Below are 13,933 nucleotides of genomic sequence, written 5' to 3'. Positions count from 1 at the left end.
AAATATAGGTCAATTGATGATTAAAAATACAATTAGCCCTCTCAACAAGAAGGCTTTGCTAGGGAGGGAATGACGAGGATATGACTACGATTTAATTATAGGGATCCAGTACTCCATTTCTGCATTAGAAGCATGAGCTTGATAGCCAAATGGGTACACTTCAAGCTCATAACCATCAAGACCACGATAGCCGGAACTTGGCATCCAATTCAGCACAAACCAACTCAAGGTATGTCGCAGATTCTCGATAGGCCCGCAGTGCTTCACCACGGCATAGGTTTGCTTAGGAATGGTCAGCACTTCTAACTTTTCAGAAATTAGACTCGGTAGTTGCGGAATTGAAACTTCGTCATGAAGCTCGACACCTGCCCAATAATGAATGTTAGTCCCGTCGAAGCATGACTGAGTGAGATCGACAACGCCAATAAACTGCAGTGCGTTGTCATCGGGTAAACTCACCTCACTTTCCAAGCGTGACCATAACTGAGGGACTTTTTGTGCAAAATCTTGGGTCAGTGAAAACAAGCCGCTGATTTCTGATGTCATGCCTTTAACAAGAAACGACTCTTTTTCGTCGATTCGAACTTCAACAAAACTCAGAACGCCTTTTTCTTCTGCACTGACGGTTTCAGATACTTGTATCGGCTTCCTTAGCCCTACTCTTTTGCCCGCTTTTCTATATTGGCTTGGGCTTGCCCCAAACATCTGTTTAAAGGAACGACTAAAACTAATTTCTGAGTTGAATCCAAGCCCGAGTGCAACATCAATGACACGCTCTTTTCCATCAAGTAGCTCTTCTGCAGCCTGACTCAGTTTTAGCTCTCTCACATAGTTAGCCACAGTAAGCCCAGTTTCAGCTTGAAACACTCTTTGCAGTTGCCAGCGAGACCAACAGCTTTGCTTTGCAATATCTTCTAGAGATAGCGCAGAACTAAGGTTCGCATGGATATAAGCCAAAACGCGGCTGATACGGTCAAATGCAGGTGTGTTCATATTCAAGCTTTCATATTCTCGGTGGTGGCTAAGGCGTGTTGACCTTTCGGGGTTGAATAAAGCTCAACACGATCTAAAACATATTGGTTTCAGCAATACTTTTATCATTTAAAAAGGCTTTGATCACTTAAAAAAGGCTAAGCCGCGTACAATTCATAAATTAACCGAAACAGCAAAAGCCCAACGTAGATGCTCCATTTTGTATGGTTATCCTTAATTAGGTTCGCTATGATAACGCAACTGATTCTCATTTAATGGTTTAAGATGCTTTCCCAGCTCCACAATATTGTCACTCGTAGGAGAGCGCCGTCTCTACATCAGAAAATTTTCGCTTACTCAAAGCAAGTTACCCCTTATTTAAGCGGAAGCTTTGGTGCTCTGCATAGTAAGAGCATTGCAATAACGAATGACGATAGCCATAAAGAGATCAAACGCGTTTACGATGGCCTCGCACAAAACCACCCTGAAGCGGGCAAAGCCTATTGGTTAACCCGAACGTGGGATCTAGTATGCTGGCAACCCATCTATGTGACCTTCATTTCCATTTATGGCCTTCACTCACTGCCGGATATTAAGAACATCGGCCAGTTTAGATATAAAGAGTTTGTCACAGGCTACCGTTTCTTTAATGATGACCATCAACACGGTTCACCAGAAGAACTGATTCCACAGGCGGGTGAAGCTATTCTTGCGCTGACCGAGTTTTATCGCAGCCAAATCAGTGAGTGGACACGTATTCGTCCTGGGTTTACCAATCATTTATTAGCTGATCTACTGCTAGGCAGTTTGATAAAGCTTCAGCAGCACGAACCAAGCCTGACCAACGACTATATCACTGAACAAGCCAAGCTTTGGTTAGCGGCATGCCAATTGTCGGAAAGTCATTTGGACAGCCTGAAGGTTGATACAAACTCAGGTATGCTAAAGCTAATCAGAGTCAGCTGCTGCTTAGTTTACAAATGCGAATCAGGAAAGTATTGCGACGATTGTCCAAGACACCCCGAAAACAAAAAAGCAGCGCAATAACACCCTCTATTTTTAAAGGCCAATAAAGCTCATTTGATTTCATTGAGTCGCTTTATTGGTTTAGACACAGGACTGACATGTTTCAGCTTTCAAACATCAAAATTGTTCGTGATGAACGAACCATTCTCTCAATTGAAGACCTTGCGATTCCGACTAATGAACTGACTGTTGTTCTTGGCCATAATGGTTCAGGTAAATCTACACTCGTTAATTTGCTTTCCGGGCAGATGTCACCGGATCATGGCAGCGTTGAACTGGACGGCACTTCTCTTTCTTCACTAAAAAGCAAAGACTTAGCCAAGAAGATTGCGTATTTGCCACAAAAGCTCCCAGCTTCTGCTGGCTTAACGGTAGAAGAACTGGTTCGTTTGGGGCGTTTCCCATGGAGAGGCGCACTAGGCCGTTGGAATTCAGAAGATAAGTCGATCATCCAGCAAGCAATGGAAAGAACCGGTGTTACTGAATTCTCACAAGCATTAGCGGATGACTTATCTGGCGGTGAACGTCAACGAGCGTGGGTCTCCATGTTGCTGGCTCAACAGTCACCGGTATTGATCCTTGATGAACCGACTTCTGCACTGGATGTTCATCACCAATTCCAACTGATGAGTTTATTGTCTGAACTGAACAAAAATGAAGACGTTGGCGTTATCGTGATTCTGCACGACTTGAACCTTGCACTGCGCTACGCGACACACATCGTTGCTCTGAAGAAAGGTCAGATTGCCTTTGAAGGTAGCGCAGATAAGTTACTCGATGAACAGGCTTTGTCTGCACTGTATGAATCCCCTATCCGACTGATCGATCATCCAGTTCCCGCTAAGACAGCAGCTAGTGAGAAGGTCGCTGTCGTCTGCGAATAGCTTATATTCTGACAAATCAAACCCAAACGCTGAACATTAAAAAGGCCATTGAAATTCATCATTTCAATGGCCTTTTCGTTTCTACTAGCCAGGCAGCTAGCTAATTACCTAAACAACTAACTGAGCTGGGACTCTCTCGCTTCTTGGCTACTGAAACCGCGCAAAATGTTAAACAGGGTAATCAATGTGAACAGCATGATGACGAGCGATAAATGCCACGCTTCCCCTAGCCCTAACTGAACCAGCCCCATACTCACCATTGAAGACACCACCATCTGCCCGCCACCAGACATCGCAGCAGCCGCGCCAGCGTTCTTCTTATAAGGCAACATCACTAACGCCTGAGCACAAGGTAACGCAATACCATTACCAAGAATCATCAAGAACTGACCAAGCATGAGATACAGAGGTTCAAGTGGACAGAAGAAAAGCCACAACGCAGCAGAGATGTGTAACACAGGCGTGCATAACAGTGTTTTCTTGTTACCCAACATAGGGCGAATACGGTTACATAAGCTTGTTCCGCCAAGCATGCCTAATGCAGGAATCACCGCCCACATCGCGTATTCATCTGACGTCATGCCAATCTGGTTCTGCATGATAAACGGCATCACCGAAACAGTGGTGATCATCAAGCTAAAGTTAAGCCAACCGATGCTCGCAAAGCTCATAAAATAACGCGAAGTGAGTAACTCTTTATATTGAGAAACCATTTTCTTCGGTGAAGGGATCGCCGAAACCTGAGTGACGGTTTCCTTAAATTTGAACGCCAACACCACCCAAGCTAAAGAGACATAGCCAAGTAGTGAGATAAACACCATGCTCCAGCCAAAGTGGAAGTTGATAAAGCCGCCGATAACGGGCGCGATCAAAGGTGTTATAGACGCAACCATAGCAATGTAAGACATCGCGAGCGGTAAATCTGCCCCACTGAATCTGTCTCGTGTGGAAGCACGAGCAAGTACCGCGCAACAACCAGTACCTAAACCTTGCAGGAATCGCCCCATCACCATACTGGTAAATGAGTGGCTGAAGAAGATGATCATCAAGAGGCCCAGCATCGCAATCAATAAACCGCTTAACAGTACCTTCTTACGCCCGAGAGCATCGGAAATAGGGCCATAAATAAATTGGGAAGGACCAAAGCCTAATAAATACACACTTACCAAAAGCTGAGCTTGCTCTAGCGAGACATCAAAATCTTTTGCGATCCAAGGTAAAGAAGGCAACACCAAGCCCATACTGAGCTGACCGATACTGATGACCAAACACGCAAGTAAGATCGATTTAAAATCAAATCCACGACTCATCGTTTAATACGCCCATTTGAAGAAAAATCGTGCGTATCTAACTCACAACATAAAAACTGAGAAAATAGCGAAAATGCTGCTGACGAGTTGTTCATAATGCTCCGATGGGATCAAATAGAGAAAGGCACAGTAAACATACGTGAGCTTGTATAATCATACAATAGTCGTTCAACTAAATATGTGAATAGTCACTTTTCAGCAACCTCGGCTTTCCGCCTATCTGCCACAAGCGCTAGACTAACACTAGATGATCATAATCAAGGGACTTCAATGAACACTCATCACCGTATTTTTTCATGTGCTTTGGCGCTGCTTGCCTCTGGTCCTATAACGTCAGCCTTTGCGTGGCAGGCAGAGAAGATCACCGACGGACTCGTGATCCCTTGGGGGCTGGCTTATGTCAACGATAAGTCCATGCTAGTCACAGAAAAATCAGGCGTCATTAAACATGTCGATTTAAAAACAGGCGATCAACACACACTCTTCAGGCTGCCCAATGTATGGGCGAAAGGCCAAGGTGGATTATTAGATATCGCACTTTCCCCTTTTGAAAACGGAAAGTTCTACGTCACTTACAGTCAAGACGTCGATGATGAAGGCGTAACAACACTGGCTTCTGCTAATTACAGCAATAATGAAGTTACCAATTGGACAGACGTGTTTGTATCTAAATCCAGAACGGACACCGGACGTCACTTTGGTAGCCGTATCACCTTTGATGATAGCCACCTGTATTTTTCAATCGGCGATCGAGGTGATCGAGACAACGGCCAATACACCATGACCCACGCCGGTTCAATATTACGACTGAATGCCGATGGAAGCACACCAAGCGACAACCCATTCGCGGATAACAACAAAGTACTCAATGAGATTTGGAGCTTTGGCCATCGCAATCCACAAGGTCTTTATTACGATTTCCCGACTCAAAAACTCTGGTCGATTGAACATGGACCGCGCGGCGGAGATGAAATCAACCTAATAAAAGCAGGTGCCAACTATGGGTGGCCAGTCACCTCACACGGAAAAGAGTATTGGGGCCCTATCAGCGTTGGCGAATCTGAAACCAAAGATGGCATTGAAGCCCCTAAAAAAGTCTATGTTCCTTCAATCGCTCCGGGCAGTTTGATTGTTTACCAAGGAGACAAATACCCAGAGCTGAAAGGCAAACTGCTGGCTGGAGCACTAAAACTTACTCACATCAATATTGTGACAGTCAATGAACAAGGTGAGGCAATCGAGGAAGAACGCATTTTAGAGGACTTGGGCGAAAGAATAAGAGACATCGAAACTTCACCAAACGGCGACATCTTCTTCAGCACCGATAATGGTAACCTGTACCGCTTGAAAAAGTAGCCGAGACCTCGTTCAAGTAAAGGCATTTACCTTACAACGACATTTATAAATATAAGCCGTTAAAAGTGGGCTCAACGCCCAGTTAGCGGCTTAAAATTTGCAAAAATGAATGCGCTAAAACAGTGCATTTACTCCAAATTCGTCATCAATTTCGACCACCTTTTTCACAAAAACTACAACAAATCACCATACAACTGTAACTCCATGATATTTAAGGAATGCAAAGTTTGACTACCCCCAAGTTTCTGCAACCTTTCACTATGGATTCGATTGACTATCCCCTGATTTGATTTAGACTTCACTCCGGCTAGAAAGAAAGTTCTTTGTATATAAACATTTCGTTGGATTACTAGTAACCCCGTTGTGTTGTACGCAATAGCAATAAACTTTTCCGCGCTATCAGTGCCACAATTGGCTCAAAATAAAAATTTAATTTTAGGATATCATCATGTCTAACACAGTTACTGGTACAGTAAAATGGTTCAACGAAACTAAAGGCTTCGGCTTCATTCAACAAGAAAACGGCCCAGACGTATTCGCACACTTTTCTGCTATCACTGGCGACGGTTTCAAAACTCTTGCTGAAGGCCAAAAAGTTGAGTTCGTAGTATCTCAAGGTCAAAAAGGCCCACAAGCTGACAGCATCAAAGTACTTTAATTTAGTATTTTAAAGCTTTCTAAAAATAGCCAGCCTCTGCTGGCTATTTTTTTACCCGCTATTCAGAGATTTAAGGTAATATTCCCCTTCACTATTTCTACCTAAGACACCCTCTCAATGGCTCTTAAACCGACAATCTATAAGTTTCACTAAAATACGTCACTCCTTACCCCACCTAGTAAAAGCCGCATACATCATTACTTTCAAACACTTAATGCAAATAACAACCTAGAAGAACTTTAATAAACTGCTATAATCTCTGAACCTTGGTACACCTTTTGTACCCCTCAAATCACCCTTTTGGTACACCTCAGAGGCACACGTTCATGGCATCTTATAGTATTGAAAAACGAACTCTAGCGAGCGGTGAATCTCGCTACAAAGCCACTGTTACCGTGAAACACCGGAGCAAAATTGCTCAACGTTTTTCCAAAACTCATAAGAAGAAAACGCTCGCTACTGCCTGGGCAAAAAATGAAGTCCGAAAGATAGACGAAGGTGAAACTCAAGACCGTTCTGTACCCATTGGCCAGCTGCTAGACATGTTCATTGAAAACAAAAACCTCTGGGACAATACAGGCCGATCTAAACAAACCGTACTAAAAATGCTGCGTGATTGCGACATAGCAAAAATCTATTCCGATGAGCTAACCACTAAAGACTTGATTGAGCACTGCCAAGATAGATGCGGTACGGGAACCAAGCCTTCTACCGTCTATTCCGACATCTATTATTTACGTTCGGTATTCAAACGAGCTAAGCCTGTATTCAACGTTGCCGCTAACGTGAACACATTCTTAGAAGCAACACCTATCCTGTATGAAATGAAACTCATCGGTAAATCAGAGAAACGAACTAGGCGCCCGACTACCGATGAAATAGACCTGTTAAAAGAGGCACTAGAAGAACGCGAGCAGCGTAGGGAAAACAAGATCCCCTACTCGATGCTTCTAGACTTCAGCATCCTGAGCTGTATGAGGGTAAGTGAAATGTGTGGTATTCGTTGGGAAGACTTAAACGAAGAACTTAGAACAGTGATCGTACGTGACCGAAAAGACCCACGTAAGAAAGAAGGCAATCACATGGTCGTTCCCCTACTTGGTGAAGCATTCGATATTGTGATGAGACAAGAACGAAAAGGAGAGTTAATTTTCCCATACAACCCACGTTCAGTTGGCCGAGGTTTTGTTGAAGTGTGTCAAAAGGTTGGAGTTGATAACCTACGGTATCATGACCTACGCCGTGAAGGTGCAAGCCGTTTGTTCGAGAAAGGCTTTACCATTGAGGAAGTAGCTCAAGTAACAGGTCATAGGAACTTAAACACATTGTGGCAGGTTTATACCCAGCTATTCCCGCATAAATTACACGAACGTAAGATATGAAAAAAGCCGCTAAAAAGCGGCTTTTTCCAATTACTTAAGAGTGAATTGAAACAGTTTTCAAATTGGTATACCGCTCAAATAATTCTGTCAATAATTTAAACTGTTGTTTAGCCTGTTCTGGTGTTAAATCACCAGACTCCCAATCATTCATTACTTTTCTTTGTCTAGATGACAGCATCAACTTGACTCTATCAGCTTTAATAGTTACTTCACGGAGCTTTCTAGTGTAGACCCTATTTGTTCGGTTCAAAAGCAATTTACCGATCATATATCTTGCAGGTCCGTTTGGGTCTACGCACTGTAAACGTCCATCATTATCAACTTTTAGATAACTAGTAACATCAACTTCAAATCGGTCAATATATCCTTTCTTCGATAGAAAGGTGGCTCCATCCTGAGTTTGTAAACAACCTTGCCAATCATCCGACTTTAAGACATTGCACTTTTGACAAGATAAGTGAAGATTAAAGGGGTGAATTTTCAGTATTCCATCGAACTTTGTTCCAAAAACATTCTGTGGCCTAAAATGATCCAGAGAAAACTTTTCACCACCACACTCATCCAAGTGAACATCACAATACACACACCTATACTGGCAGTCCTTAGCTATATTGTCATAATTCTTCTGGCAATTATAAGTAAGGTAAAATTCACCTTCAGTCTTATAGTAACCTTGAATACTTTGTCGTTTTAACGATGGAAAATACAAGCTACTCATCATCTTTTGTTAACTCCGCATAGATTGCGTTAAGTTCATCAGAGGCAGCATTTAGCTCTGCAAGAGAGTTTTCACTTATAAGCCTTTCATCCACGAGTTTTTTACTACGGCCTAGGTTTAATATGTCAAACTCTTCTAACTCACTATCATTCAACGTAGAAAAAAGTGACTTTTCAAATAGTTGGTCAAACCGTTTTGCTTGTTCGGATTTAATATCTTTATAGATATGAATCTGACGAAGAAAACGTTGTTTGAGATTATCTTCGTCTTCTTCAGACTCCCAATCATTTTTATCTATTACAAACTCAATATTTCCAAGATACTGATCAATTTCATCTGCAGTACTGGTAAGAATATAGATCGGGATTTTGGAATCAATTTTTCGAACTTCTTCAATGAGTTCAATTCCACTATAAGTTGCATTACCTGTGTGTTTAAGGTTCTCGTCTACAAAATAAGAAACTTTACCGGTAATTCCGTCTAAAACCGTCATCATCTCCCGTAAAGTGGTTTCTACATCTAAGCAAACAATGTCAAACTCATCCTCAAACATAAACTCCATCGATAGCTTATATGTATCTCGAATATCTTTGTCATCGTCTATAAATACAATAGTGTTCATTTTGTATCCTGTAATACTTCAATATAAAAACCTGCTCCACCTAAGTCTGAGTATTGCTTAGCTGAGACAGTTCCTGAGGACATATGCTCCTCGACTTGGCCTTTTATAATGGACAACCCCATACCTGTACCAATCGAGTTACCTTTATTATCAACCTTCCGACTATGCATTGGTAAGAAAATCGTATCTTCTTGGCCTGATTCTAAGCCACAACCGGAGTCTAAAAAGCTAAGTTTAAGACGATTACCGCCAAGCCTTTCAAAAATCACTTTGATTTGTCTGTCTTTCCTCGGCGTATCTTCTAGCGCCCAAGTTGAATTGGTGATTAAGTTAATAGCGATGCTTTCCCAATCAATTTCGAACGAGCGAACATTAAAATCTTCTTCTTGAATTTTTATGAATTCAAAGCTCCACTCAACTCCCATTTTTTTAAAGGATGCGGACATCATTCCAAAAATACATCTAAACACATCAGGTACGGACACTTTTTTCCGTTTTCTTTTATCTGGTTTAATATTATTGATGGCTAATTGTGAAAATGTGTCAACATATTGAGCGCCTGTTACCATACGAGACGTTAGAGCAACCAATTGATCATAATCAACTGTATCTCCATTACGTTCAGCTTTTCTTACTACTTTGGTCAACAGCTTCGCATTTGTTAAGGCTAGAGCTGAATGCGTGCGAATTTCATGCCCAAAGCTAACAGTCAGGACCCCTAAAGAAGCGAGGTTTGAAAGGGTGTCTTTCTGCTCTTCAAGCTTCTTTCGCTCTTTTTCCATATATTGAGAATAGTCGTCCAAAGCTTTTTGATGCGCCTGCTTCGCACGTTCTAACTCTCTAAGTTTTTGATTAACCAACTGTGCTGGAGGTGTTTTCTTTTTATTCTTTTTAACTTTTTTAGTAAAAGCTTTAACTTCACCAATAGCTCTGTCGAGATCTGAATCTCTTTCCTTAACCGCTTTTTCTAGCTCTTGTGCTAAATCTATCCCATCATCATCTTGCGCAGCTTTGGTAGCTATAGTTTCAAATGCAGAAATGACTTTAAGCACAAACGTGCGTAGTTGCAGGTAAGCTTCATTCTCAACAATCCCTTCACGGTTTGCTTGGTCGTTCAAAATAGCATTAGTTGTTTTTGATATACTAACTGCACCAATGATTTGACTCGGTCCAACTCGCCAACCACCCTGCCTTATACCTCCAGGGCTTTGCGACTTACGAAAACCTATATCTAGCCAATCACCTTTACCCGTAGGCTCACCATATGGTCTGACTCTAAAGTCATCTCTGTAAATACGAACCCCCCGGTTCAAAGCCATAAACTTCTCCCAGTTTCGAGTCGTCATATCGACTTTTGAGAGAAACTCTTTTTTCTTCACCATATAATGGAATTCGAACTCTAGAGGTCCAAATAATGGTTTATCCCCTTGTTTGGAGATCCAATCTTTCCATGGTGTTGGTAACTGCTTAACTTCTTCACCAGTAACGTTATTTTTAAAGTTGAGTAAAACTCTATGACTAGTATCTACCTCAGCTCTGACTTCCCAACTAGCAGCTTTTAAGAGCTCTTGAGTATCAACGACTTCTGAATAAGACTTAGTATTATTCACTGCTCGGTGGAGTGTTATAGAAAAGTCATTCGCTTTTCTATAAGGAGAGATTAATAATCTAAGCTCTTGTTTCAAGTCCTCAATAAAACTAGGAGTCCAACGGTCTTTCAAGCCAATCAGAACCATATATGTCCCAGAGTCATCTCTAGACGTGAAAATATCTCCATATTTACCTATTAAAGGTAGATCCTGCTCATAAATATCATGTTGAATCTCTGAAATAGAAGCGTTAGTACCTTCATATTTACGCCAATCAACAACCAGCTGGGTAACTGTGTTACTGCCTTTCTTCTTTGTGTAAAGAACAACCTTCTTGCTTAATCTATCTAGACCTAAGCGACCTAGACCTTTCGCTCCAGTAAGAATACGTTTTTTGGTTACAGACAACTCAAGACCATTTTTGAAATCTGTTCCTATTTTCAGCCAGTGGTCGTAGATAGTTTCTGCATCCATTCCGTTACCATCATCTCTGAGTACAAGCGTAGAAAGCGCAGGGTTATCCCTTAAATGAAACTCCACATGAACATCTTCCGCATCAGCATCATACCCATTTTTGATTAATTCAGAGACAGCAACAGTTGAGCTTGAAATGCTTTCTCGACCAAGTTGCATCGGTACACGAGCCGACATATCAAACGGTTTTTTACCTAAGTGTCTACGAGCCATTACTCTTCCTCTACAAATGGGATATCTTTTATAACACCGACGGTTAAGTGTCGTAATCGAATGCGTTCATTTAAAAAATTATTAGTTTTTTTAGTTTGTAATACCTGCATAAGTTTCTTACAAGTTTTCAACTTCCCATCCTTAGGTTTAACAACAATCATATGATTCTCTATTGCCACCGGTTGACGAAGATTTATTAATGTCGCTGATGCACGATTTCTATCCGATGGGCTAGATGTTCTTTTGATTACTACAAATGGAGGGGTTAGAACTTTACCCGTAAAACGCCTCATCTCAACGGCTTCACGAAGAACCCCCCATTGAGGGCATATTTTAGGGTAAAAGTATGGATACTCAGGCCCATCTTCTGGGTCACGATAGGCAACTAATGGGCCTGTCCGAACGTCAAAATAATCAGAAATACATACGGAGTTCTGCTCAGCGTTATGCCATTTAATGAGATTGACTGCTGTCTTAATTTTTCCTGAAAGCAAGAAGACATCCACGTCTGTTTTACGGTTAAAACGCCCCCAAACTTCTACTGTTGCGCTCATTGATTGAGAAGTAAATGACCTAAACTCATCATACCTACTACCCGAGCGAAGAACATCTGGCAAAATCGCACTAATACTGCAGTCTTCAGGTAAAAGTCTAAGGTAATGATCAAATACAATACCTGCGGCATTGACCTTTCCCTCTTTCCAATAGTTTTCTTTAGGCGATGGCCAAATAGTAAAAGGAGGATTCATCAGTACATGACTTATTTTTTCAAGCTCTAGCTTCTCTACACTCAAAGCATCTTTAACGAGAATATTTGGGAGTAGCTCAAATGCCTCATCTAAGTCACAGTCTTGCTCAACACCACGATTCAAAGCTTCGACGACAATTCTAAGTTTAGTCGCTTCAATAAAGTGGGCGTGAAGATCAAAGCCCCAAAGGACTTTCCCCCAGGCTAACAAAGTTGTTGATAGTGTAGATTCAACACCAAGGGTCCTTGATGCTTCGATTAATAGATTGCCAGCACCACATGTTGGATCCAAGACAACAGAACGAGAAGTGATAACTGGTAGTAAAGCTACAGCTTTTGTAGCCAATTTTTGACCTGTAAAAAAGCTACCCGCCTCACGCATTTCTTCAATCGTCAGTAACTCCCTCAATACCAAATCAATATTATCTAAATCCACTAAGCTGCGGAACTGTTCTTTATCAGGCGAGAGGAGTAACTTACGCATCGCAGCGTTATGTGAAGTAAGGGCGTTCATTATAGTATTCTGCAGGAAATTTTAGCTATTGTATCATTAAAACTTAATTCTAAGGAAAATAGATACAGGCATAACCCATTGTTTTAATTGGATTTATAAACAAGTTTAATTATCCCACTTCTGCAGGCTACATTGCATACAAAAAAGGCGCCCCTTAGGCCGCCTTCGCTTTTCTAAATCACTGCCTTCATGACGGTGGTAACAACTTTCCCGATTACCGCGAACTCGTTGAGTTTCTCCTCATTCACGATAAACGAATCATATTCTTCTTTGTTGTCTGAGATGACGTTATAGCCCTCGGCCATGATGTCGTACTTCAGGCGCTTTATGTAAACGTGCTTACCAATGCGGACAACATAGACACCATGCTTTACTGGGTGATCGAGCTCTCGGGTATCTACTAATACTTCATCGCCGTCACTCAAAGTGTCTTCCATTGAGTCACCGTGACAAATGATGATACGAGCGTCTTCTTCTGTCAGGCCAAAACGTCTTAACCATAAGCAAGGGAGGAACTCGGTTCTGAGTTGGTATTCAGAGTCGTTTTGAGTACCAAACCCACAAGAGGCGTAAACGTTGTAAACAGGTACAGCACACATATCACCTATTTCAGAAGTAGCTTTTACTAACTTAACATTTGATATTTCAGTGACGTTAGTAGCGCTTGACGTAGAATTCTTCTGTTCATCACGTATTGACTCTGTGAACTCAGCAAGCGCTTCCAACTTCTTAGCAAGCTCTTCCTGGGTCTCATCATACGAGACTCCTGGATTCTCTCTTTCAAAAAGTTGCCTAATAACCTCTTCATGAAAGTTTGAAATATGATATTCAAAAGCTCGCCCCTGCCCTGATGCTTTTCGACTCAACCATTTGTTTCTCCTGGCTTTTTGTGCAACACCAGTAAGGCTATTTGGCATACCTGCTAACCCAAGCAATTCGTTACTAGTAAACCACTCACGCATAAAACACCCAATAAAACATAATCAAACACCTTGAAAGCTGTTTGATTATGATCATATAATGACCTCAAACAACCTTAAATAAACAGTGATTATCTTTTATAGCGAAACGGCAACAAAGATAATCATAGATTAACTAAGAACTATAGCATGTCGTTGCTGTAGTGAAAATGAGGCTAACCCTATGAATACTCAATATGCGTTACATGCTGTATTTGGTTCCCCAGTAGTAAAACTTTCTGAGATCTCTGAACAATACTTTGGAATGAAATACGCGACAGCCAAAGGCAAAGTAAGTGCGAATGAATTCCCTATCCCTACCTTTCGACTTCATGAAGAAACAGAAACGAACAAAGGCACTAAAGCTCCACTGTTTGTTTCTATTGATGATTTAGCTTTCTACATTGACCGTAAGCAAGCTGAAGCTAAGCGGGAGTGGGAATCAATCTATGGCAAATTCGGTCACCACTAAGCCAGCTTAAAGCTAACCACTTTTCTTATGTTTCAT

General features: G+C 41.6%; 13 protein-coding genes. 6 read left to right on the top strand and 7 right to left on the bottom strand.

Annotation, left to right across the window (positions count from 1 at the left end; genetic code table 11):
• Positions 1-84: 84 nt before the first annotated feature.
• The gene (locus HRQ85_RS04930) at positions 85-993 is read right to left on the bottom strand and encodes an AraC family transcriptional regulator (protein ID WP_172378887.1); all 909 of its coding nucleotides are present in this window, start codon (positions 991-993) and stop codon (positions 85-87) included.
• 264 nt (positions 994-1,257) lie between these two features.
• Between HRQ85_RS04930 and HRQ85_RS04925 the strand changes: the two genes are divergently transcribed.
• Both HRQ85_RS04925 and HRQ85_RS04920 read left to right on the top strand, forming a co-directional pair.
• Positions 1,258-2,019, top strand: a complete 762-nt coding sequence (locus tag HRQ85_RS04925) for a siderophore ferric iron reductase (RefSeq protein WP_172378886.1) — start codon at positions 1,258-1,260, stop codon at positions 2,017-2,019.
• A gap of 77 nt (positions 2,020-2,096) precedes the next feature.
• The gene (locus HRQ85_RS04920) at positions 2,097-2,882 is read left to right on the top strand and encodes an ABC transporter ATP-binding protein (RefSeq protein ID WP_050633000.1); all 786 of its coding nucleotides are present in this window, start codon (positions 2,097-2,099) and stop codon (positions 2,880-2,882) included.
• 116 nt (positions 2,883-2,998) lie between these two features.
• On the opposite strand, the gene HRQ85_RS04915 is transcribed toward HRQ85_RS04920, so the two are convergent.
• Positions 2,999-4,192 (bottom strand): multidrug effflux MFS transporter, encoded by a 1,194-nt coding sequence (locus HRQ85_RS04915; RefSeq protein WP_172378885.1) that lies wholly within the window; start codon positions 4,190-4,192, stop codon positions 2,999-3,001.
• A gap of 270 nt (positions 4,193-4,462) precedes the next feature.
• Between HRQ85_RS04915 and HRQ85_RS04910 the strand changes: the two genes are divergently transcribed.
• From HRQ85_RS04910 to HRQ85_RS04900, 3 genes are all read left to right on the top strand, one after another.
• Positions 4,463-5,548, top strand: coding sequence for a PQQ-dependent sugar dehydrogenase (locus tag HRQ85_RS04910; protein WP_172378884.1), 1,086 nt, complete (start codon positions 4,463-4,465; stop codon positions 5,546-5,548).
• A 448-nt stretch (positions 5,549-5,996) separates the two neighbouring features.
• Positions 5,997-6,206, top strand: a complete 210-nt coding sequence (locus tag HRQ85_RS04905; protein ID WP_010430417.1) for a cold-shock protein — start codon at positions 5,997-5,999, stop codon at positions 6,204-6,206.
• A 326-nt stretch (positions 6,207-6,532) separates the two neighbouring features.
• On the top strand, positions 6,533-7,588 hold the full coding sequence (locus HRQ85_RS04900; RefSeq protein WP_172378883.1) for a tyrosine-type recombinase/integrase: 1,056 nt from the start codon (positions 6,533-6,535) through the stop codon (positions 7,586-7,588).
• 34 nt (positions 7,589-7,622) lie between these two features.
• Here HRQ85_RS04900 and HRQ85_RS04895 read toward each other — a convergent pair whose 3' ends face one another.
• The 5 genes from HRQ85_RS04895 to HRQ85_RS04875 form a co-directional block, all read right to left on the bottom strand.
• Positions 7,623-8,309 carry a hypothetical protein gene (locus tag HRQ85_RS04895; protein WP_172378882.1) on the bottom strand — a complete coding sequence of 229 codons (687 nt, stop codon included), beginning with the start codon at positions 8,307-8,309 and terminating at the stop codon, positions 7,623-7,625.
• On the bottom strand, positions 8,299-8,928 hold the full coding sequence (locus HRQ85_RS04890) for a hypothetical protein (protein WP_172378881.1): 630 nt from the start codon (positions 8,926-8,928) through the stop codon (positions 8,299-8,301). The genes HRQ85_RS04895 and HRQ85_RS04890 overlap by 11 nt, the downstream gene beginning before the upstream one ends.
• A complete protein-coding gene (locus tag HRQ85_RS04885; RefSeq protein ID WP_172378880.1) occupies positions 8,925-11,204 on the bottom strand; it encodes an ATP-binding protein in 2,280 nt (759 codons plus the stop codon). Before HRQ85_RS04885 ends, HRQ85_RS04890 begins: the two co-directional genes overlap by 4 nt.
• Positions 11,204-12,466, bottom strand: coding sequence for an N-6 DNA methylase (locus tag HRQ85_RS04880; protein ID WP_172378879.1), 1,263 nt, complete (start codon positions 12,464-12,466; stop codon positions 11,204-11,206). Before HRQ85_RS04880 ends, HRQ85_RS04885 begins: the two co-directional genes overlap by 1 nt.
• Before the next feature lie 173 nt (positions 12,467-12,639).
• Positions 12,640-13,428 carry a helix-turn-helix domain-containing protein gene (locus HRQ85_RS04875; RefSeq protein ID WP_172378878.1) on the bottom strand — a complete coding sequence of 263 codons (789 nt, stop codon included), beginning with the start codon at positions 13,426-13,428 and terminating at the stop codon, positions 12,640-12,642.
• Between the two features lie 181 nt (positions 13,429-13,609).
• Here HRQ85_RS04875 and HRQ85_RS04870 point away from each other — a divergent pair, with 181 nt between their 5' ends.
• Entirely contained in the window at positions 13,610-13,897 is a 288-nt protein-coding gene (locus HRQ85_RS04870) for a pyocin activator PrtN family protein (protein WP_172378877.1), read from the top strand.
• Positions 13,898-13,933 lie beyond the last annotated feature (36 nt).

Source organism: Vibrio sp. Vb339, from assembly GCF_902751245.1.
GTDB classification, from domain to species: domain Bacteria; phylum Pseudomonadota; class Gammaproteobacteria; order Enterobacterales; family Vibrionaceae; genus Vibrio; species Vibrio coralliirubri.
This window is presented reverse-complemented; position numbering and strand designations above follow the sequence as displayed.